At 71.3% G+C, this 19682-nt stretch carries 17 protein-coding genes; 13 read left to right on the forward strand and 4 right to left on the reverse strand.

Annotated elements, in window-relative coordinates; genetic code table 11:
• The first annotated feature begins 517 nt into the window (after positions 1-517).
• From ACLFRB_RS10095 to ACLFRB_RS10110, 4 genes are all read left to right on the forward strand, one after another.
• Positions 518-1798 carry a hypothetical protein gene (locus ACLFRB_RS10095; RefSeq protein ID WP_411068886.1) on the forward strand — a complete coding sequence of 427 codons (1281 nt, stop codon included), beginning with the start codon at positions 518-520 and terminating at the stop codon, positions 1796-1798.
• Complete coding sequence (locus tag ACLFRB_RS10100) at positions 1795-2955, forward strand: ABC transporter substrate-binding protein (protein WP_411068887.1); 1161 nt, start codon at positions 1795-1797, stop codon at positions 2953-2955. Before ACLFRB_RS10095 ends, ACLFRB_RS10100 begins: the two co-directional genes overlap by 4 nt.
• A gap of 154 nt (positions 2956-3109) precedes the next feature.
• On the forward strand, positions 3110-3634 hold the full coding sequence (locus tag ACLFRB_RS10105; RefSeq protein ID WP_411068888.1) for a type 1 glutamine amidotransferase domain-containing protein: 525 nt from the start codon (positions 3110-3112) through the stop codon (positions 3632-3634).
• 127 nt (positions 3635-3761) lie between these two features.
• Complete coding sequence (locus ACLFRB_RS10110) at positions 3762-5042, forward strand: D-alanine--D-alanine ligase (protein ID WP_411068889.1); 1281 nt, start codon at positions 3762-3764, stop codon at positions 5040-5042.
• A 21-nt stretch (positions 5043-5063) separates the two neighbouring features.
• Here the strand turns inward: ACLFRB_RS10110 and ACLFRB_RS10115 are convergent, their stop codons facing one another.
• Positions 5064-5585 (reverse strand): dihydrofolate reductase, encoded by a 522-nt coding sequence (locus ACLFRB_RS10115; RefSeq protein WP_411068890.1) that lies wholly within the window; start codon positions 5583-5585, stop codon positions 5064-5066.
• Positions 5586-5765: 180 nt separating this feature from the next.
• Between ACLFRB_RS10115 and ACLFRB_RS10120 the strand changes: the two genes are divergently transcribed.
• The 3 genes from ACLFRB_RS10120 to ACLFRB_RS10130 all read left to right on the forward strand — a co-directional run bounded on the left by ACLFRB_RS10120 (position 5766) and on the right by ACLFRB_RS10130 (position 8104).
• Positions 5766-7160: an MBL fold metallo-hydrolase gene (locus ACLFRB_RS10120; RefSeq protein ID WP_411068891.1), complete on the forward strand. Its 1395-nt coding sequence runs from the start codon at positions 5766-5768 to the stop codon at positions 7158-7160.
• Positions 7161-7235: 75 nt separating this feature from the next.
• A complete protein-coding gene (locus tag ACLFRB_RS10125) occupies positions 7236-7580 on the forward strand; it encodes an Mth938-like domain-containing protein (protein WP_411068892.1) in 345 nt (114 codons plus the stop codon).
• A gap of 89 nt (positions 7581-7669) precedes the next feature.
• On the forward strand, positions 7670-8104 hold the full coding sequence (locus ACLFRB_RS10130) for a bis(5'-nucleosyl)-tetraphosphatase (protein WP_411068893.1): 435 nt from the start codon (positions 7670-7672) through the stop codon (positions 8102-8104).
• Here ACLFRB_RS10130 and ACLFRB_RS10135 read toward each other — a convergent pair.
• On the reverse strand, positions 8101-9105 hold the full coding sequence (locus ACLFRB_RS10135) for a Clp1/GlmU family protein (protein WP_411068894.1): 1005 nt from the start codon (positions 9103-9105) through the stop codon (positions 8101-8103). The genes ACLFRB_RS10130 and ACLFRB_RS10135 overlap by 4 nt on opposite strands.
• A gap of 55 nt (positions 9106-9160) precedes the next feature.
• On the opposite strand from ACLFRB_RS10135, the gene ACLFRB_RS10140 reads away from it, so the two are divergent.
• From ACLFRB_RS10140 to ACLFRB_RS10165, 6 genes are all read left to right on the forward strand, one after another.
• Entirely contained in the window at positions 9161-10207 is a 1047-nt protein-coding gene (locus tag ACLFRB_RS10140; RefSeq protein WP_411068895.1) for an NAD(P)/FAD-dependent oxidoreductase, read from the forward strand.
• Entirely contained in the window at positions 10207-10788 is a 582-nt protein-coding gene (locus ACLFRB_RS10145; RefSeq protein ID WP_411068896.1) for a class I SAM-dependent methyltransferase, read from the forward strand. The genes ACLFRB_RS10140 and ACLFRB_RS10145 overlap by 1 nt, the downstream gene beginning before the upstream one ends.
• A gap of 91 nt (positions 10789-10879) precedes the next feature.
• On the forward strand, positions 10880-11617 hold the full coding sequence (locus tag ACLFRB_RS10150) for a DUF72 domain-containing protein (RefSeq protein ID WP_411068897.1): 738 nt from the start codon (positions 10880-10882) through the stop codon (positions 11615-11617).
• Between the two features lie 68 nt (positions 11618-11685).
• Positions 11686-12192 carry a TIGR03546 family protein gene (locus tag ACLFRB_RS10155; protein WP_411068898.1) on the forward strand — a complete coding sequence of 169 codons (507 nt, stop codon included), beginning with the start codon at positions 11686-11688 and terminating at the stop codon, positions 12190-12192.
• A gap of 6 nt (positions 12193-12198) precedes the next feature.
• Positions 12199-13935 carry a TIGR03545 family protein gene (locus tag ACLFRB_RS10160; RefSeq protein WP_411068899.1) on the forward strand — a complete coding sequence of 579 codons (1737 nt, stop codon included), beginning with the start codon at positions 12199-12201 and terminating at the stop codon, positions 13933-13935.
• Positions 13936-14134: 199 nt separating this feature from the next.
• Positions 14135-16852: an EAL domain-containing protein gene (locus ACLFRB_RS10165; protein WP_411068900.1), complete on the forward strand. Its 2718-nt coding sequence runs from the start codon at positions 14135-14137 to the stop codon at positions 16850-16852.
• Positions 16853-16899: 47 nt separating this feature from the next.
• On the opposite strand, the gene ACLFRB_RS10170 is transcribed toward ACLFRB_RS10165, so the two are convergent.
• Entirely contained in the window at positions 16900-18744 is a 1845-nt protein-coding gene (locus ACLFRB_RS10170; protein ID WP_411068901.1) for a diguanylate cyclase, read from the reverse strand.
• 109 nt (positions 18745-18853) lie between these two features.
• Positions 18854-19639 (reverse strand): LytR/AlgR family response regulator transcription factor, encoded by a 786-nt coding sequence (locus ACLFRB_RS10175; RefSeq protein ID WP_411068902.1) that lies wholly within the window; start codon positions 19637-19639, stop codon positions 18854-18856.
• Positions 19640-19682: the final 43 nt, after the last annotated feature.

A 19682-nucleotide genomic window follows, 5' to 3' on the forward strand; every position in this document is an offset into this window, starting at 1 on the left:
ATCCTGCCGGTCTGCCCCGCCTGCGGGCACACCGAATACCTGCCCTGATCCCGTTTGGCTTCAGGAGCCCCGCTCGCCCCGGGGTCGCACCCGCCCCCCGGGGATGAGGTGGGGGTGGGTGGCTCCCACCATTTCTCCTTTCTCGAGCCTACCCGCACCTGGGCGCACAGGGCGCCGCTGTAACCGCGGTCCAACGGTCCGGCGGCGGGACCAGCCGTAATTTGCGGCCACCCCTACCCACAGCTCTCGGTAGGTAGTGGTGGCCATGCTGGACGTGGACCCCTAACAACAGTTCAATAACAGATATGGATATCAGGTCGCCAACCGGTAGCGGCCTGGGGTGACTGGGAGTGCGGGCCTCACCGGAGCCCGAGCGTTCCAGGGCAGGGGATGTGCCCCAGTTCGCGGACCCGCTGCGGTAGCGAGCGAAGGGGAAGGAGGGCAACCGGGTTTGCCGGTGAGCGGGCGGGGAGTGGATCCGTTGACGCCCCGAGGCTGTTGGCCGGTCGGGCTAGGGGTGCTGGCTGGCGCCCTGGTGGTCCCGGGCGTCTTGGCGCAGGAGGGGGAAGGGAGGGCCGCCCCTGAGGAGTTGGCCGAGGAGCTGGCGACCCAAGAGGAGCGCCTGCAGGAGCTGCGCCGGGAGCTGGAAACGCTCGAGAGCCTGGTGCCAGGAGCCCGGGAGGACGAGGTGGAGGAGCCCGAGGAGCCGCCCATCGAGATCGGCGGCGCGGCGCGCCTGAACTACACCTGGCAGGACTTCTCCCCCGGCTCCCGGGAGCGCGGGGGCGATCTGGGCCTGGAGCTGTTCCGCCTGGAGGTGTCCGGCACCGAGGGGAACATCGAGCTCTCCGCCCAGTACCGCTGGTACCCCTACATGGACACCGTCCATCACGCCTGGGCCGGGGTCGAGCTGGGCGAAGCCGGCACGGCGCGCGGGGGCATCATGCGGGTGCCCTTCGGGCTGCTGCCCTACGCGGCCCACAACTACTGGTTCGGCGTGCCCTACTACATGGGCTTCGCCGACGACTACGACGCCGGGGTCCAGTACCTGCACCGGGAAGGGGGCTGGGACCTGCGGGCGGCCTTCTTCAAGAACGCCGAGCTGGCCAGCCCAGCCAGCCTGGACCGCTATTCCATCGACGTGGTGGAGGTGGCCCCTACCGCAGACAACGGGGCCAACGGCGACCTCAACCGGGAGGCCAACCAGGCCAACCTCCGCGCGGCCTACACCTTCGGCGCCGACACCCCCTGCGAGATCGAGGTGGGCGCCTCCGGCCAGGCCGGGCAGCTCTACAACGCCGACACCGAGGGCACGGGCGACCGCTGGGCGGCCGGCGCGCACCTGGACCTGCGCTGCGGCCGCTGGAACCTCCAACTGGAAGGCTTCCGCTACGCCTTCAACCCGGAAAACCCCGAAAGCAAGGTCGTTGACGGCAATACGGTGCCCGTGGATGACCGGGTCATCACCGTGGGCGGCCTGGCCACCTCCTACGACCTGGCCCGGCGGGGCACCGTGGGCGTGGCAAACGTGGCCTACAACCTGCCGGTGGATTGGCGATACATCGACCTGCTGACCTGCTACAACGACTCCAGCATCCTGGCGAAGGACGCCGCTGGGGCCCGCAATTCCGCCCTCAACACCACCGGCTGCGCGGTGAGCTCCGGCCCCCTGTTCGTCTATCTGGACCTGATCCAGGGGCGGAACATGGTGTTCTTCGGCGGGGATGGCTCCCTGGGGGTGGATGGTGACGCGGACTGGGAGACCCAGGTGAACCTCAACGTGGGCTACTACTTTTGAGCGCGAGCGAGCGTACCCGGCACCCGGACGCCGAGAGGCCCCGAACCGGATGGCCCTCCCGGCTGGTGCTGGCCGGGCTGTGCCTGGCCCTGGCCCTCGCAGGCATGGCGCCGCCCGCGGTTGCCGAGGACGAGGAGCTGACCGTGGTGTCCTGGGGCGGGGCCTACACCCGGAGCCAGATCCTGGGCTACATCCGCGCCTTCGAGGAGGAGACGGGCGTGGACGTGGAGGTGCTGGAATACAACGGCGGGCTCCAGGAGATCCGCAGTCAGGTGCGCTCCCGCAACGTGAAGTGGGACGTGGTGGACCTGGAGCTGGCGGACGCCGTCCGCGGCTGCGCCCAGGGCCTCCTGGAGGAGATTGACCCCGATCGGCTCGCCCCCGCCCCCGGGGGAGTTGCGCCCGAGGAGGATTTCCTGGAGGGAGCGCTGGAGCGGTGCGGGGTGGGCAGCGTCTTCTGGACCACCGCCTTCGCGTTCGATCCCGAGGAGTTCCCCGACCAGGCACCGCGCACCGTCGAGGACTTCTTCGACGTGGAAGCCTTCCCGGGGCGGCGGGGGATGCGGCGGACCCCCAAGGGCAACCTGGAGTGGGCCCTAATGGCCGACGGCGTGACCCCGGAGCGGGTCTACGAGGTGCTGGATACCTCGGAGGGGCTGGACCGGGCCTTCCGGATCCTCACCAGCCTCAAGCCCCACGTGGACTGGTGGCGCACCGGTTCCGAGGCGGTGCGCCTGCTGGAGAGCGGCCGGGTGGCCATGTCCACGGTATGGAACGGGGCGGTCTACGACGCCAACGTGAACCGGGGGCTCGGTCTGGAACTGTTCTGGGATCATCAGATCCTCAGCCTGGACCTGTGGGGGGTGGTCCGCCATTCCCCGAACCGTGAGCTGGCCCTGGACTTCCTGCGCTTCGCCACCTCCACGCGCAGCCTGGCCAACCAGGTGCGCTTCATCCCCCACGGCCCGGCGCGCCGCTCCTCCCGGGAGCTGGTGGAGGAGGAGATGGAGCCCTACCTGCCCACCCTGCCAGAGCGCATGGACGGGGCGCTGCGCCTGAACGCGCAGTGGTGGGCCGAGAACTTCGACCGGGTCAACGGTCGCTTCCAGCGCTGGCTGGAGCGGCCCGTGGGGGTCCCCCGCTACCTGCCGCACTGACTCTCGGCAGCCACTCGCCTTCCCGCCCCGGGATCTTCCCCATCGGACCTTCGCGCCTTCCCCGCCGCGGTGAATTCCCCCCGCCTTCGGCCAGTCTCAATGGTGGGACCCCAACCGGGGCCCAATCGCCACCGGAGACGGGAGAGGACCGGTCATGGAAGGCAAGCTCTCGGGGCGGCGCGTCGCCCTGTTCGCGGCGGACCTTTTCGAGGACATCGAGCTGTACTACCCCCTCTACCGCCTGGGAGAGGAAGGCGCGGAGGTGGTTGTGGTCGGACCTTCCCGGCGCACCTACCAGGGCAAGCATGGGCTCGCCATTAAGGCCCAGGCGGGCCTGGAGGACGTGCGGCAGGAAGATTTCGCCGCCCTGGTCCTGCCCGGCGGGTATGCCCCCGACCACCTCCGGCGCCAGGAGCGCCTGCTGGAGATGGTGCGCGGGGCCGACGGGGCCGGGAAGCCCATCGCCGCCATCTGCCACGCCGGCTGGATCCCGGTCTCGGCGGGGATCGTCAAGGGCCGCCGGATGACGGGCTTCTGGTCCATCAAGGACGATCTGGTGAACGCCGGGGCCGCCTATGAAGACCGGCCGGTGGTGGAGGACGGCAACCTGATCACCTCCCGCTATCCCAACGACCTCGGGGCCTTCTGCCGGGCCATCATCGCCGCCCTGTCCGGTTGAACACCGCCCGGATCCTCCGCGGCGGGTACGGGGCGGCCTGCCTTGCCCCACTTAACGCCCGTGGGGTAAGGAGGGGATTGGGGGTCCTTCACCCGGTCCTCAACTTCCCCGCGACCATGAGGCGGCCATGCCCCGGAACGTGTTCGTGATCGGTCCCGACGCCTTCAACCAGGCCCGGCTGGAGGCCCTGTCCGCATCCGGGGATATCCGCTTCCACCCCTTGCTCGCCTACCAGGACGTCCGTGGGGACGCCTATCCGCTTGAGGAGCTGATCGACCGGGCCGAGCGCCAGCTGCGGGACTTCCCCGGCTCCGTGGATGCCCTCGTGGGCTTCTGGGACTTCCCCGTGAGCGACATGGTGCCCATCCTCTGCCGGCGCCTCGGCCTCCGCGGCCCCTCCCTGGAGGCGGTGGTGAAGTGCGAGGACAAGTACTGGAGCCGCCTGGAGCAGCGCAAGGTGGTGGCCGACTGCGTGCCACGGTTCTGCCGCTTCGATCCGTTCGCCGGAAACGTCCGCGCCCAGGTGGACCTGGAGTACCCCTTCTGGATCAAGCCGGTGAAGGCGTGGCGGTCGCAGCTGGGCTTCCGTGTGCGGGACGACGACGAGCTCCGGGTGGCCCTGGAGGTGGTGGGGGAGCGCATCGGCCGCTTCGCCGAGCCCTTCAACCGGCTGCTGGGCATGCTCGATCTGCCGGAGGGGATTCCCGCCGACGAGGGGCGGTATTGCGTGGCGGAGGAGATCATCGGCGGGCGGCAGTGCACCCTGGAGGGCTTCGCCCTGGACGGCGAGGTGGAGGTCTACGGGATCGTCGACTCGGTCCGCTTCGCCAATGAGACCACTTTCGCCCGCTACCAGTACCCCTCGGATCTCCCCGCGGACATTCAGGCCCGCATGATCGAGAAGGCTCGACCGCTGGTGACCTTTTTGGGCCTGGACAACACCACCTTCAACATCGAGTTCTACTACGACGAGAAGCGGGACCGGACCTGGCTGTTGGAGATCAACCCGCGCATCTCCCAGTCCCACAGCGACCTGTTCGACAAGGTGGACGGCTATTCCAACCTCCGGGTCCTGGTGGACGTGGCCCTGGGGGAGCGCCCCCGGCACACGCCCGGGGGCGGGGCGTTCCGCTACGCCGCCAAGCATTTCCTGCGCCATTTCGAGGACGCCCGGGTGCGGGCCGTTCCGGGGGAGGAGGACATCCGGTCCCTGCGGGAGGAGGTGCCGGACGTCCTGGTGGAAATCCACGTGCGGCCGGGCATGCGGCTGTCCGAGCTCCCGGACCAGGACAGCTACAGCTACGAGCTGGGCTATCTGTTCGTGGGGGCCGAGGATCCCCGGCAGCTCCTGGAGCGGATCCGGCGCTGCGAGGAGCTGCTGCCCTTCGCGCTGGAGCCCGTGGGGTGACGGGCGCTCCCGCTGCAAGGGTCAGTTGCGGCGCTCCAGGGTGAAGGTGGTAAAGGGGAAGGTGTGGTCGGGGTCCACCGGGTGGTGGTCGCGGCTGACCTCCCGCCACTTCCGGGGATCCGGGTCAGGAATGAAGGTGTCCCCCTCGACCTGGCCGTGGACCCGGGTGAGCAGGATGCGGTCGGCGAAGGGCCAGGCCTCCATGAACACCGAATGGCCGCCGGCCACCATGAGCTCCTCCTCGCCGAGGGCCTCCGCCATGGCCAGCCCCTCCTGCACCGAGCCCACCGGCACCACCTCCTGGCATTCCAGGGGGAAATCCCCCGGACGCCCCGTCACCACCAGCAGGGTACGTTTCGGCAAGGGGTTGGGGCGCTCGGCGGTAGGCCCCAGGGAATCGTAGGTCCGCCGGCCCATGAGGACCATCTTCCCCCGCGTCTGTCGGGCGAAGAAGCGCAGGTCGTCCGGCAGGTTCCAGGGCAGGCGGTTGTCGACCCCGATGACGCCGTTGTCCGACGCCGCCATGATCATGGTGATCTGCATGGTTCCACCCCCGCGCCCGTGCCGGGCTATGGACAGTGACTACCCCCGTTAGGCCAATTTCCCACCTCTCCCTCAGCAACGGAACACCTTCCGCGAGCCGGGAACCAATCCAAAAAGGGGGAGGGTACGGACCCCAACGGCCCGGCGTTGCCCAACCGGCCGGCAACAGCAGGAATAGCCATGCTCTTCGAACAGTTCTATCTGCCCAGCCTCGGGCATGCCTCGTACTTGATCGGGTCCGAGGAAACCGGGGAGGCCCTGGCCCTGGACGTGCGCCGGGATGTGGACACCTATTACCGCTACGCCCAGGAGCACGGCCTGCGAATCCGTTACGCCGCCGATACCCACCAGCACAACGACTACCTGTCGGGCATAACCGAACTGCGGCAGCGTAGCGACCTGGAGCTTCTGGCCAGCGCGCGCGCCGAGCTCGGCTACCGGGCCGAATCCCTCGCCGACGGCGACCGACTGTCCATGGGGGAGGTGGAGCTGGAGATCCTGCACACCCCCGGCCACACGCCGGAGCACATCAGCCTGCTGGTGCGGGACCGCTCCCGGGGCGAGGACCCCCTCATGCTCCTCTCCGGAGGGGCGCTGCTGGTTGCGGACGTGGCCCGCCCGGACCTGCTGGGGGACTGGGAGCGGACGCAAAGGCATGCCCGGGAGGTCTGCCAGACCCTGCGCGACAAGATCCTGCCGCTGCCGGACCACGTGATGGTGTTCCCCACCCACGTGGCCGGCTCCCTGTGCGGCGGCTCCATCGGCAGCATGCTGTTCACCTCCCTGGGCTACGAGCGCCGCCTCAACCACATCCTCCAGTCCGTGGAGGACGAGAACGAGTTCACCCGGCAGTGCCTGAACCTGGAGGGGCTGCCCACGGTGCCCCCGTACTGGCGGCGGATGCGCCACGGCAACCAGGCCGGTCCCGAGGCGCTGGGGGTCCTCACCGAGCCGCGCCCCATGGGGCCGGCCGAGGCGGAGCGCGCCCGGGACGAGGGCGCCTATCTGGTGGACTGCCGCACCCCCGAGGCCTTCGGCGGCGGCCATGTCCCCGGGGCCCTAAACATCGGCCTGGGAAACGCCTTTCCCACCTGGGCCGGTACCGTGCTCCCGGAGGGGGCGCACACGGTGCTCGTCCTGGACGACCCCTCCGACCTGTGGACCGCCACCTGGCACCTGCTGCGCATCGGATACCCGGTGCCGTTGGGCTGGCTGGAGGGCGGGATGGCCGGGTGGCGCACCTCCGGGCGGGAGCCGGAGATGCTGCCGCAGTGGACGCCGCGTGGCCTCGACGAGGAGCGGCGCCGGAACGGCGACCTGGTGATCCTCGACGTCCGGCAGCCCGGGGAATGGAGCGCGGGGCATGTGCCCGGGGCCCGGCACCTGCCCGGGGGGGAGATCAACGACCGCCTGGAGGAGGTGCCCGAGGGCCGGCCGGTCGCCGTCTACTGCGGCAGCGGCTTCCGCTCCTCGGTCATCGCCAGCGTCCTCGCCCGTGCCGGGCGCGGCCCCATCTTCAACACGCTCGGCGGGTTCGGTGGCTGGAAGAACGCCGGCCTGCCGGTGGAGGATTGAGCCCCGCCTGTCGGCTTGGCGCCGGATCCCTCCTGGGGCAGGATGGATGGATCCAGGGCATGCCGGGAGGCGCACATGGCGGTGGACGACTACGCCTTCGGCCGCATCACCATAGGGGGCCGGGTGTACACCAAGGACGTGCTCCTGCTGTCGGACGGCGTCCATTCCCCGTGGTGGAGGAAGGAGGGCCATTCCCTCGACCCGGGGGATCTGGAGGGCCTTTGGGCGAACCCGCCGGAGGTCCTGGTGATCGGCACCGGCTACTACGGCAACATGGACGTGCCGGAGAAGACCCTCAAGGCCCTGCGGGACCAGGGGATCGAGCCCCGCGTGGCGCGGACCACCCAGGCCGTGGAGGAGCTCAACCGGCTGATGGGGAGCTCCGCCCGCATCGCGGCCGCCCTGCATCTCACCTGCTAGCTTCCTCCGCTGTTGGATCCCGCCGCATCCCACTCCCGTCTTCGGCCTTGGGCAGATGCCTTCGGCGCCCAGGGTTGGAGGAGGGCGGGATGACGGGCAAGGGACCGGAGCTTTCGGCCGGAGTGGTGGTAATCCGGCCGGTGCCCGCCGGGTGCCGCTTCCTGCTGCTGCGCGCCTACCGCTACTGGGACTTCCCCAAGGGGCTCGTGGAGTCGGGGGAGGACCCCCTGGAGACGGCCGTGCGCGAGGTGGCGGAGGAGACCGGGATCGCCGATCTCACCTTTCCCTGGGGAACGGAACGCTACGCGACGGAGCCCTACAACCGGGGCCGCAAGCAGGCCGTGTACTTCGCCGGCCGCACGGCGCAGGGGGAGGTGGTGCTGCCGGTAAGCGCGGAGCTGGGACGGCCCGAGCACCACGAATACCGCTGGGTCACCGCCGCCGAGGGCCGGGATCTGCTGGGGGACCGGGTGCGCGGGGCCCTGGAATGGGCGCGGCGATATGCCGGCTGTCCGCCGGACTAGAGGTTCCGGGGACGGCTGCGCGCCAGCTCCCGGCCCTCGGCGTCCACGTAGAGGGCGCCCAGCTGCAGCCCCCGGATCCGGTCGGGGGGAACGGGTGTCCACAGGGTAAGCTTCCGGGTCCGGAAATCGAGCCGGGCCAGGCGGGCCAGCCCCAGGCACCGTCCGCCGGTGTCCAGGACGCCGCACAGCAGATCCCGCTCGAATCCGGCCGGAAGGCGCTTGGTGGTCCTGTCCGACAGGGGCCGATTGCCCACCACCAGGGGCCCCTCCGGGGTCTCCTCGGCGTGGAGGAATCCCCCCGGGTCCACGGTCCGGCCGGTGAACAGCAGGCAGCGCTCCAGGTGGAGCCCCTCCAGGTCCAGCACGGCCCGCCCGGCATCCCGGAAATAAGCGCGAAAGGCCCGCTGCCGGGCCGCCTTGCGCTCGGCCGGGTTCCGGGCCCGGGCGGACGGGGCGGGGTGGAGCCGGTGCACGGCGGTCCCCTGCGGGACGGGGACCGACCCGGCTTCGCCTTCCGCTTCCAGGGCCACCACATGGTCGGGGGCCAGGGCCTCCATCTGATAGTGGCGCAGGATCCGGCCGGGGCCGCGGACCATGCCGTCGGTGCTGACGATGACCGGTTGGTCCCCGGCCTGCGCCAGGAGCCGGCCGGAGCCCACCGCCACGGGCAGGAAATGGCCGCGCGGGCTCACCGCGCCCACGAAATAGAAGGCGTGCGCCCCTTCCCCAGGCTCCCGCGCGGCCGCGCCGGAGCCCAGGGTCAAGGCGGCCGGGGGACCGAGCTCCTTCTGGCCGACGTCGGCGTCCAGAAGGGCGGCCGCCGTGCCGGCCTCCAGGAAGCGGGCGGCCAGATAGCGACAGAAGCTGGATTTGCCCCGGTCGGCCGCCCCGGCCACCACGATCCGGCGCCCGCCGGCTGCCAGCACCGCCTCGGCGGCGCGGCTCCAGTCGGGCGGGATGTCCAGGGCGGGCGGCTCCCCGGGCTGCGGCGGGCTCGACAAGAGCGGTTCCTCCCGTGGGGTTGATCGGCAGGGGCTATCGGGCATGATGCACCCCATGAACGAGCATGACTTCCTGATCGTGGGCGGGGGCCTCGCCGGTAGCCTGCTGGCCCTGGCCCTCCTGGAGCGCGGCTGGCGCGTGGCCCTGGTGGACCAGCCCCGGCCGGCGTCCGCCTCCCGGGTCGCCGCCGGGCTGCTCACGCCCATCGGTGGGCGCCGGCTGACCCGGGCCGGCCCCCTGGAGGAGCTGCTGCCCGCCGCCATCGGCACCTACCGGCGCGTGGAGGAGCGGACCCGGCGCGCCCTGCTGCGGGAGGTGGACACCCTCCGGCTGTGCCGGGGCCCCGAGGAGGCCGGCCACTACCGGCGTCGACGCGCCGATCCGGACTTCCGGCCCTACCTCGGGGGACCGCTGGCGGGCTCCGAGGAGGAGCCGGAGGCCTATCCCGTGCACGGCGGCGGGGTCCTGGATACGGAGACCTTCCTGGAGGCCGCCGCAGAGATCGTCGGGGACCGAGGAACCCTGCGCCGGGGGGTGGTGGATCCGGAGGACGTCATGGTGGGCCCCGCGGGTGCGGCCTGGGGGGAGCTGCGTGCCGACCGGGTGGTCTTCTGCGAGGGCTACCGGGTGCGGGAGAACCCGTGGTTCCACTGGCTGCCGCTGACCCCAGTGAAGGGGGAGGTGGTGGGCGGGCGCCTGCCGGGGGGGCTTCCGGAGCGGCCGGTGAACCGGAAGGTAACCCTGGTCCCCCGGGGGGATCAGGCGTTCCTGCTCGGCTCCACCTTCGATCGCCACCAAGTAGACGAGATCCCCACCCACGCGGGCCGGGAGGAGCTCCTCGCCCACCTCCCGGCGCTGCTCGGCGAGCGGCCGGAGGTGGAGGTCACGGAGCACCGCGCCGGCATCCGACCCGCCCCCGCCGACCACCATCCCCTGCTGGGCTGCCATCCCCGCGAGCCTCGGGCCTGCGTGCTCAACGGTCTGGGGGCCCGGGGGGCCCTGATCGGTCCCTATTACGCCGAGCGCCTGGCCGAGCACCTCGTGGACGGGGCGCCGCTGCCGCCGAAGGCGGACATCGCCCGCTTCCGGGAGCGCGCCTGATGGGCGCTCGGGGGACCGTGGGGCGGGCCCACCGGGCGGCGGCCGCATGCCTGTATCCGGGGGCCTGGGCGGTGGACGCTACCGTGGGCAACGGCCACGACACCCTGTTCCTGGCCCGGGAGGTGGGTCCGCTGGGACGGGTGGACGGAGTGGACAGCCAGGCGGCGGCCCTGTCCGCCGCCCGCCGGCGCCTGGAGGCGGCCGGGGCCCTGGACCCGGTGCGCCTGCACCACGGCGGCCACGAGCATCTCCTCGGGCTCCTGCCCGAAGGAGCCCGGGGCCGGGTGCGGGCGATCCTGTTCAACCTGGGCTTCCTGCCCGGGGGCGACAAGGCCGTGATCACCCGGACCGGGACCACCCTGGCCGCCCTGGAGGCGGGCGCGGCCCTCCTGGCCCCCGGCGGACGCATCGTCCTGGTGGCCTACCCGGGCCACCCCGGGGGCGCCGAGGAATGCGAGGCGGTGATGCACTGGGCCGGGAGCCGGCGTCCCGAAGGTATGGCGCTCCTGGAGCTGGATCCCCCCGACCAGGGCAAGGCGGCGCCCCGGCTCCTGGTGCTGGAGTCCCGGCCCGGGACTTGACCGGCGTTCCCGGGGTGGGGATTGCCGGGGGCTTTTCCGCAGGGTCCCTTGCGGCCATCCTGGGCGCAGGGGTCGGAGGCAGGAGGGCGGCATGGATGTTCGGGTGGGCACCTGCGGGTTCGCCGAGGCCCAGGACCGGATCTTCCGGGACCTGGACATCCTCGAGGTGCAGAAGACCTTCTACCAGCCGCCCCGGGTCGCCACGGCGCGGCGCTGGCGCGAGCGGGCCGGGCCCGGATTCGCCTTCGTGGTGAAGGCCTGGCAGCTCGTCACCCACCACGCCGGCAGCCCCACCTACCGCCGCCTGTCCGAGCCCCTCGACGCGGAGCGGCGCGCCGAGGCCGGCGGCCTGCGCTGGAATCCCACCACCCGCATGGCCTGGGAGCGGACCCAGGAGATCGCCGACGCCCTGGCGGCGGAGGCGATCGTCCTGCAGACCCCGGCCAGCTTCCGACCCTCCGCCGAGAACCTGGATAATCTGCGCACCTTCTTCGCCCGCGCGGACCGGCGGGGGCGGTACCTGGTCTTCGAGCCCCGGGGCCCGGCCTGGACGGATGGGCTGCTGGCGGAGCTGGCGGGGGAGACCGGGCTGGTCCACGGGGTGGACCCCTTCCTGCGCTTGCCGGTCACCGCCGGATATCGCTATTTCCGCCTCCACGGCCGGCCCGCCTACCACTACCGTTATCGCTACACGGACAAGGAGCTGGAGGAGCTGGCGGCTCAGCTGGAGGGCGAGGACCCCGCGCGGGTCCTGTTCAACAACGACGCCATGGCCAGCGACGCCCGACGGCTCCGGGCCCGGCTGAAATTGACCGGGAGCGCCGGATAGGGGGATTTCTCCGGGACAAGAACGGGTTATAGTCGGAGGATCCCCCACGGACAAAGGTCCCCGCTGTCGTGCTCCAGCTCCTGGCCCGCCTCCTGAAGGCGCTGAACTCGGAGAACAGCCCCGCGCAGCTCGCCGGGGCCTTGGCCCTGGGCGTGGTCGTCGGGATGACACCCCTGTGGTCCCCGCACAACCTCCTGGTTTTTCTGCTGGCCCTGGTGCTGCGCATCAACCTGACCACCTTCCTGCTCGCCTGGGGCCTGTTCACCGGCCTGGCCTTCCTCCTCGACCCGTGGTTCCACGCCCTGGGGCTGGCGCTGCTCACCAGCGAGGCGCTGCGCAGCCTCTGGACCGCCCTGTACAACACCGCCCCGGGCCGGCTGTCGGGCCTCTTCAACACGGTGACCCTGGGGAGCCTCCTGGCCTCCCTGGCGGCGGCTGGGGTCCTCTTCCCCGCCACCCTATGGGCCGTGCGCCGCTACCGGCGCCATGTCCTGGAGCGGGTGCGGCGGTCCCGGATTATGACCTTCCTGCGGGCCAACCGCCTGTACCGGCTCTACGCCGAGCTGCGGGGGTAGGGCGCCATGGCTCGAATCGTGCGCTGGTGGGGACTGGGGGCCTTCCTGGGGCTAGTGGTCCTGGCGGGCGGAGTCTGGTGGCTGTTCGCCGATTACTGGCTGGAACGGGCGGTGGAGTCCGCCGGGAGCCGGGCGGTGGGGGCCCGGGTGGAGCTGCGCGAGGCCAAGCTGGACCTGTTCCCCGCCCGGGTCCGGCTGCACGGGCTCCAGGTGACCAACCCCCGGGACCCCATGCGGAACGCCTTCCAGGCCGAGCGGGTGGCCTTCGACATGGACCTGTTTTCCCTGGTCCTCGGCCGCACCCGCATCGACGAGGTGGCGGTGGAAGGCGCCGCCGCCCAGACGCCGCGGGCGCGCAGCGGGGCCCTGGAGGACGTTCGCCCACCGGAGCCGGCGCAGGAGTTCGGTGAGGCGGGTGAACCGGGGGGCTTGGGGGAGTTCCGGCTCCCCGACGCCGAGGAGGTGCTGGCCGAGGCGGACCTCCGGACGGTGGAAGGGGCCGAGGGGCTGGAGCGGGACATCCGCCGGGTCCGGGAGGACTTCGAGGCGCGCGTGCGGGATCTTCCGGACCGGGAGGCCATCGAGGTCTATGAGAAGCGGGTGGACGACCTCAAGGAGGCGGACGGAGGCCTCGCCGGGCTGGTGAAGGGCGGCCAGGAGGCGGCCCGCCTGCGGGAGGACATCCGCGCCGACCTGAAGCGCGTCGAGAAGGTGCAGGCAGACCTGAAGGACCAGGTGGGCGGTTTCCGCGAGCGCCTCGCCCGGCTCAAAGAGGCCCCCGGGCGCGATGCCCGGCGGCTGGTGGAGCGGTACGGAGCCACCCCCGAGGGGCTGGGGAACGTGGCCCCTCTCCTGTTCGGCGAGTGGGTGGGGCAGTGGGTACGCTCGGGCTGGTACTGGTACGGCGCCCTCCGCCCCTACCTGGAGCCGTTGCGGGAGCGGATCGACGGCGAGGGGCAGGTGACGGCCAGCAAGCCTCTGCGTGCCCCCGGGCTGAACATCCGCTTTCCCGAGGAGCCCGCGGAGCCGGACACGGTGGTCCGGACCATCCGCCTGTCCACGCCCGAGGAGCCTATGGAGGGCGGTGTTGGCCTGGAGGGCCGGGTGGCCGACCTGAGCTTCCAGCCGTCCCTGTGGCCCGAGCCCCTCACCGCCGATGTCCGCGGGCGCAGGGCGGGGCAGGGGAGCCGGGTGCGGCTGGAGGCGGTGCTGGACCACCGCCAGCCCGGCAGCCCGGAGGACCGTCTGGACCTGCGCGTAACCGGGGCCGATGCCGCGGGCTGGCGCTTCGGCGGCGGGCCCCTGGAGGTGGTCCTGGAGGAGGGCCGGGCCGATCTGGATGGAAAGGCCGTTTTCCGGGGCGAGGAGATGGACGTCCGCCTGCAAGGCGACTTCGCCGACGCCCGAATGGCCGCCACCGGGGAAGGGGAGCTGGCCGGCGCCCTCGCCGAAGCCTTGACGGGGGTGAGCGCGTTCACCCTGTCCGGCCGGATCACCGGAACCCCGCGGTCGCCGCGGGTGGCCCTGGACTCCTCCTTGCAGGAGGTGATCGGCCAGACCGTGGAAAGAATGGTGGAGGAACGCCTGGCCGGCCTGAAGGAGGAAGTTCAAAACCGCCTGGAGGAACGGGCCCGGCCCTCGCTCCGGGAGGCCGAAGAGGCCCTGTCGGGGCTTCGGGGTCTGGAGGAGCGCGTGTCCCAACGGATCCAGTCCCTGGAGGACCTGCCCGACCTTGGCGGGTAACCGGTCGGCTGCCCGGCGCGGTCCCGTTCCGCCTGCGCCGGAACCGTCGTGGACAACCGCTCTTGCGGGGCCAGGCAGCGCCTGTCCCGGATGCCGTCGGCTGGATCTCACCGGCCGGCTGTGCTACCCCTTGTTCTCCGGGAAAAAATCCTTGTCCCCTGTCAGGATCCAGGGCCGGACCATGGGAGCCTACCCCAAATTGGAGCATGAGAGTCTGGGGGCCCGGGTCCCCGTCGAATGGAACGCCGAGGGCGGCCGGCCCACCGTCCACGGCCTCGATGCGGTCATCCTGTGGCAGAAGCCCACCCTGCTGTCCCTACTGAAGCCCCTGCGCGAGATCCTCGGGGAGGACCTTTTCGGTCTGCTGGTGGCCCGCGAGGCGGCCGGGAGCGCCTATGAGGACTTCGAGCACCTGGTGGCGGGACAGGGGGAGGACCTCGCCGAGGGATTGGCCGCCTGGGGGCGAGCGGCCTCCGGTGCGGGATGGGGGGAGCTCCGCGTGGAGGAGGTGGACCGGGAACGGGCATGGGCCCGGGTGCGGGTGGATCGTCCCTGGGAGCTGTCCTTGTTCCGGCCGGAGGGCCGGCAGAACGCGGTTCCCTTCCTCGGCGGCAAGCTGGCCGGGATCCTCTCCCGGGCCTTTGCCACCCACTGCCGGGCCCGGGTGGCGGAGATGGGCCGGACCGACGACGGTCCTTACGTCCTCCTGGACATCGCGGCCTCTTCCGAAACCCTGGATACGGTTCTGGAACGCCGGCTGGAGGGCGCCGGGCCCGATCCAAAGGCCGCACTCCCAGCGGCCGGTTCCCGGCTCCGCGACGAGCTGGACCGCTTCATCGCCGTGGTGGAGGCCACCGGGGAGTTCGTCTGGGAGACCGACAGGGGGTTCCGGCTCACCCATGTCAGCGGGAGCCTGGGCCGGGTGCTGGGCACGGACGCCAACCGTCTCCGGGGCGAGGACTTCCGGACTTTTCTCACCCCCGAAACCCGCGGGGCCCTGGAGCAGCTGCTGAAGAACGGCCCGGAAGGGCGCTCCTGGGGGCAGGCCGAAGTGGACGGGTGGACAGTGGCGGGGGAGGAGCGCCACCTGCTCCTGGTGGCGACCCCCACGCGGGGGCCACACGGCGAGGTCACGGGGCTGCGGGGCGTGGGCCGGGATTGCACCGACCGGAACCGGGACCGGGGAACCATTGAGCGCAGTCACGAGCGGCTGCAGGGGGAGGTCGCCGCCCGTGCCCGGGAACTGGAGCGTCTCCACGTCCATACCCGCCAGGTCCTGGAGAGCATCGGCGAGGGGATCTTCGAGGTGGATGCCGAAGGGCGCTTCACCTTCATCAACGCCGCCGGGGCGGAGATGCTCGGCTACGCCCCGGAGGAGCTGGAGGGCCGGGACACTCGCCTCCTGGCGCCCGCCAACCGCGAATTTCCGCCCGAGCAGGACTGTCCGGTCCGGGCCGTCCTCGCCGACGGGGAGCCGCGCCGGCGATCCGAGGAATTCCTCTTCCGGAAGGACGGCACGGCCTTCCTCGCGGAGCTCTACGTCGCCCCGGTGCGTGAGGAGGGGGGTGTGGCCGGCGCCGTGGTCTCGTTCCGCGACATCCGCGATCGCAAGGAAGCCGAGGAGGCCCTGGTTGCCCGGGCCTATTACGACGATGTGACCGGCCTTCCCAACCGGGTCCACCTGCTGGAGCAGGCGGAGCGGGTTCTGGGGCGGCGGAGTGCGGAGGAGGGCAGGGTGGCCCTGATCCTCCTCAATCTGGACCGGTTCAAGGACATCAACGACAGCCTGGGGCATGCGGCGGGCGACTGGCTCCTGCAGCGGGTCGCCGCCCGCCTTTACCACCGCACCGACTCGCACGAGAAGCTGGCTCGGCTCCATGGGGACGAGCTCGCCTGTCTGGTGGTGGGGTTGGAGTCCTTTCAGCAAGCGGCCGCGGCAGTCCGGCGGTTCCTCGACAGCTTTGCGGAGCCCTTTGCCGTGGGGGACCACACGGTGGCGGCCGGGGCCACGGCCGGAGTCAGCGTCTATCCCGATCATGGCAGCTCCGCCGAGATCCTGCTCCAGAACGCCGAGGTCGCCCTGCACGAGGCCAAGAAGCGGGGAAGGGGCGGGTTCCGCTTCTATGCCCCCAACATGACCCGGGCCGCTTCGCGGCGGGTCCAAATGGAGGCGGAGCTGCGGAGGGCCCTGGATGGCGGAGATCTGGCGGTGCATTTCCAGCCCCAGGTGGATCTTTCCTCGGGCTCCGTGGTGGGGGCGGAGGCGCTGGCGCGCTGGCGCCATCCGGAGTGGGGGTGGGTCCCGCCGGACCAGTTCATCCCCGTGGCCGAGCGGACGGGGATGGTCCACACACTGGGACGGGAGGTGCTTCAGGTGGCCTGTCGGCACGCCGCCCAATGGCGCGCCCAAGGCCTGCAGCGGGTGGCCGTGAACCTGTCCCCGCTCCAGCTGGAGGGGGAGGGGCTGGAGAAGGAGCTCCAGGAATGCCTCGCCGAGGAGGAGCTGACTCCCGACGCGCTGGAGCTGGAGGTCACCGAGGAGGTGTTCCTGCGCGACCCGGAGCGTGCCTCCCGGGTACTGGGCCGGTTCCGGGAGCAGGGGCTCCATGTCGCCATCGACGATTTCGGCACGGGCTACTCCTCCCTCGCCTATCTCAAGGTCCTGCCGGTGGACCGGCTGAAGATGGACCGCTCCTTTGTGCGGAACCTGCCGGAGGACGGCCAGGACGCGGCCATCACCCAGGCGGTAACCACCCTGGCCCGGGAGCTGAACCTGGAGGTGGTGGCCGAAGGGGTGGAGACCCGGGACCAGGCCCGGTTCCTGAAGGAGACGGGAGTCCAGCAGGCGCAAGGGTTTCTCTACGGGGGCGCCCTGCCGCCGGACCGGTGGGAAGTCCTCCTGGGCCCCTCCCGGTAGCGGAGCCCGCCGGGGCTTGGAGTCCGGCCAGGACCCCGGGAAGAAGGTTACCGGTCGCCCTGCAGGGTTTCTCTGTACAGCACCACCCGGTTGCGTCCGTTTCCCTTGGCGGCGTACAGGGCGTGATCGGCCCGCTCCAGCAGGTGCTCCAGGGACTCGCCGGGCCGGATCTCTGCCACGCCGAGGCTGATGGTCACCTCGCCCACCTGCCGGAAGGCCTCGACGGCTACCGCCTGTCGCACCCGGTCGGCAAGCTTCCGGGCCCCCGCGCAGTCCGTGTGCCGGGCCAGGATGAGGAACTCCTCCCCGCCCCATCGCCCCAGCGCATCGGCCTCGCGCAGGGTATCCTCCACCCGGAGGGTCAGCTCCCGCAGGACCGCGTCGCCGGTCGGGTGGCCGAACCGGTCATTGACAGCCTTGAAGTGGTCGATGTCGAACATCACCACGGCAAAGGGCGTCCCGTAGCGGCGGAATTCCTCGTGGGCCACTTCGAGCCATTCGTAGATCTTGGCCCGGTTGGGGATGCCGGTGAGGTAGTCGTGGGTGGCCAGACGCTCCAGCTCCCTGGTGCGTTGGCGCACCTTTTCCTCAAGGTTCTGGCGCTCGGCTTCGAGCTCCCGGAAGCTGGCCGCCAGGGATCGCCCCATGGCTGTGAAGGAGCGGTTGAGTCCGTCCAGTTCGGCGACCGGCCCGGCCGGCAGGACGGGCTTTTCCCCCTTTCGGAGGCGCTCCGGGAGGTTCCGCGTGACGCGCCGAAGCTCCTCGAAGGGCAGAGAGATGCGCCGCGCCAGGACGGCGGCGATGAGCAGCCCCGTCAGGGCCAGCAGGGCCAGCGCCACATGGCCGCGGAGATTGGCCCGGGCCAGCCCCAGGACCGCCTCCCGGGCCGGATGCATCAGGAGGATGCGCTTCCCTTCCCCGCCCGGGAGTATGGATTCCGTGGAAAAGTAGGCCTCCTCCCAGCGCGCCATGGTCGGGGCCCTCGCATCGGCCGGCGGCAAAAGGGCCAGGAGGCGGGGCGAGAGGCGCCGGCGCTCGGCGCGATCCAGCCAGGCAGGCGTGTCGACTCGCGTGATCCATTCGCCGTCCTCGTCGGCCAGGGCGATCCCCAGCTCGCCTACCGTCTCCGGAAGAGAGGCCGCCAGGGAGGTCTTCGCCCGGACCGGGTCCAGACGTTCGGTCACGGCGGTAAGGGCGGTGGCCAACAGCTGGTCGTAGAGGCGGTGCTGCTCTCCCCGGAGCTGGGCGGACTGAAAGGCGATCAGGGCTAAGCCCGGCAGCAGCATGCCCCCGAACAACAGGGTGAACAGCACCTCCCGCAGCGGCGGGGCCCAGTGTCGGCTGGCCAGCAGCAGGGTTGCCCCACTCGCCAGGGCGGCGTTGAACAGGCCGTTGACCGGCTGCTTGAGGGCGATGAGCCCGGCCTGCGGAGCCGGCATTCCCATTACGCCCATGTATAGGACCAAAAGCAGGGGCACCCCCACCGCCACCCAGAAGGCCAGGTCCGCCAGGATGAGGTTGGGAAAACGACGGCGCAGGAGACCCACCGCCCCGGCCTCCAGGGTGAAAACCACCAGGGCCCAGGGGTGGCCCCACAGCTCCAGGGTGTACAGGCCGCCCACGGCGGCCGCCAGCGCGCCAGCTACGGGGCCGATCCAGGCGGCGGCCAGCAGCGCAGCTATGGATCCGAACAGGTAATCCACCCCGAAGAAGAGCGGGATGTTTCCGGCGTTGCCGCCCAGGGTGAGGGCGGCCAGAACGGCGGCGATCAGGACCTTCCGGCCCCAGGTTCGGGCCGGGGGCTCGGACGCTTGGCCTGTGCGGGTGGGGGTAGGGCCGTGCCGGGGAGGGCGCGAGGCTGGTTCCGGGTGCTGGGGATCCGCGAGGGGCATGGGACCTTCGGTCGGGTGGCTCGTTGGGCGCCCCCCCCTTTCCAATAGGCGCACCCTAGGGGCAAACGGCGCCCCGGGAAAGCCTTGGTTCGCCAGCGGGGGAAGGGGGCTAACGACCGGTAGGGGACACCCGACGAGCGGTGTCCAGCACGCGCCGTATCCGTGGCTCGCGTCGCCGGCTCACCGGTATGGCAGGTGCGTCAGGGGTGTCCAGACGCAGCAGGAGGCGGTTGTCGCGGCGCAGGAGCGCCTGGACGCGGTCCATATTGACAATGTAGCTGCGGTGGGTGCGCAGGAAGCTGTCCGGAAGGGCGGACAGGAAGCTGGACAGGGGGGTACTGGTCATCAATCGGGCGCTGTCCATGTAGATCTGGGTATAGGGGCCGTGCGCTTCCAGGTAGCCGATGGCCGCGGGGTCCAGGAAGCGGGTTTCTTGGTACAGGGGCACCGCCAGCCGGCAGGAGAGGTCGGGCCCCTTCTGGTTGATGCCCGTTTCGGCTTCGGTGGTGCCGAAATGGGGGACCATCAGGGCCAGGAGGCGGCGTCCGGTCTGGGTTTCCCGGGCAATCAGGATGAGGCGAACCACCAGGTCCCGGTCCGGCTGACGCATGGAGGCGCCGCCCTCCCAGAGCCCCTCTCCGAGGGCCGCCGGGAGGGACTCCTCCCGGACCTGCGCGCGGGACCAGGGGCGGAACAGGTCGGCAAGGTTCTCCGGGGGCGTCTCCAGGGCCGCCACGCGCCGCCGCAGGGCGGGATTGAGATGCAGGAGGGCTCCCGTGTCGTCCGTCAGGGCTACCAGCAGTCCGCCCTGCTCCAGGAATCCAGCCACTTCCTGGCCCAAGGTCCCTTCCCAGCCGGATCCGGGCGGGACATCCCCCGAACCGGAATCGCTCATGCCTACCCTCCCCTGCATCCCGCCACGGTGGGCCCGCGACGGC

The sequence above is a fragment of the Thiohalorhabdus sp. genome, from assembly GCF_046545655.1.
Taxonomy (GTDB): domain Bacteria; phylum Pseudomonadota; class Gammaproteobacteria; order Thiohalorhabdales; family Thiohalorhabdaceae; genus Thiohalorhabdus.

What these genes read in the sequence shown, in the direction of transcription:
- ACLFRB_RS10105 (WP_411068888.1), top strand. Translation starts at nt 3,110, where the DNA reads ATGGAAGGCAAGCTCTCGGGGCGGCGCGTCGCCCTGTTCGCGGCGGAC.
- ACLFRB_RS10110 (WP_411068889.1), top strand. Translation starts at nt 3,762, where the DNA reads ATGCCCCGGAACGTGTTCGTGATCGGTCCCGACGCCTTCAACCAGGCC.
- ACLFRB_RS10115 (WP_411068890.1), bottom strand. Translation starts at nt 5,585, where the DNA reads ATGCAGATCACCATGATCATGGCGGCGTCGGACAACGGCGTCATCGGG.
- ACLFRB_RS10120 (WP_411068891.1), top strand. Translation starts at nt 5,766, where the DNA reads ATGCTCTTCGAACAGTTCTATCTGCCCAGCCTCGGGCATGCCTCGTAC.
- ACLFRB_RS10125 (WP_411068892.1), top strand. Translation starts at nt 7,236, where the DNA reads ATGGCGGTGGACGACTACGCCTTCGGCCGCATCACCATAGGGGGCCGG.
- ACLFRB_RS10130 (WP_411068893.1), top strand. Translation starts at nt 7,670, where the DNA reads ATGACGGGCAAGGGACCGGAGCTTTCGGCCGGAGTGGTGGTAATCCGG.
- ACLFRB_RS10140 (WP_411068895.1), top strand. Translation starts at nt 9,161, where the DNA reads ATGAACGAGCATGACTTCCTGATCGTGGGCGGGGGCCTCGCCGGTAGC.
- ACLFRB_RS10145 (WP_411068896.1), top strand. Translation starts at nt 10,207, where the DNA reads ATGGGCGCTCGGGGGACCGTGGGGCGGGCCCACCGGGCGGCGGCCGCA.
- ACLFRB_RS10150 (WP_411068897.1), top strand. Translation starts at nt 10,880, where the DNA reads ATGGATGTTCGGGTGGGCACCTGCGGGTTCGCCGAGGCCCAGGACCGG.
- ACLFRB_RS10160 (WP_411068899.1), top strand. Translation starts at nt 12,199, where the DNA reads ATGGCTCGAATCGTGCGCTGGTGGGGACTGGGGGCCTTCCTGGGGCTA.
- ACLFRB_RS10170 (WP_411068901.1), bottom strand. Translation starts at nt 18,744, where the DNA reads ATGCCCCTCGCGGATCCCCAGCACCCGGAACCAGCCTCGCGCCCTCCC.
- ACLFRB_RS10175 (WP_411068902.1), bottom strand. Translation starts at nt 19,639, where the DNA reads ATGAGCGATTCCGGTTCGGGGGATGTCCCGCCCGGATCCGGCTGGGAA.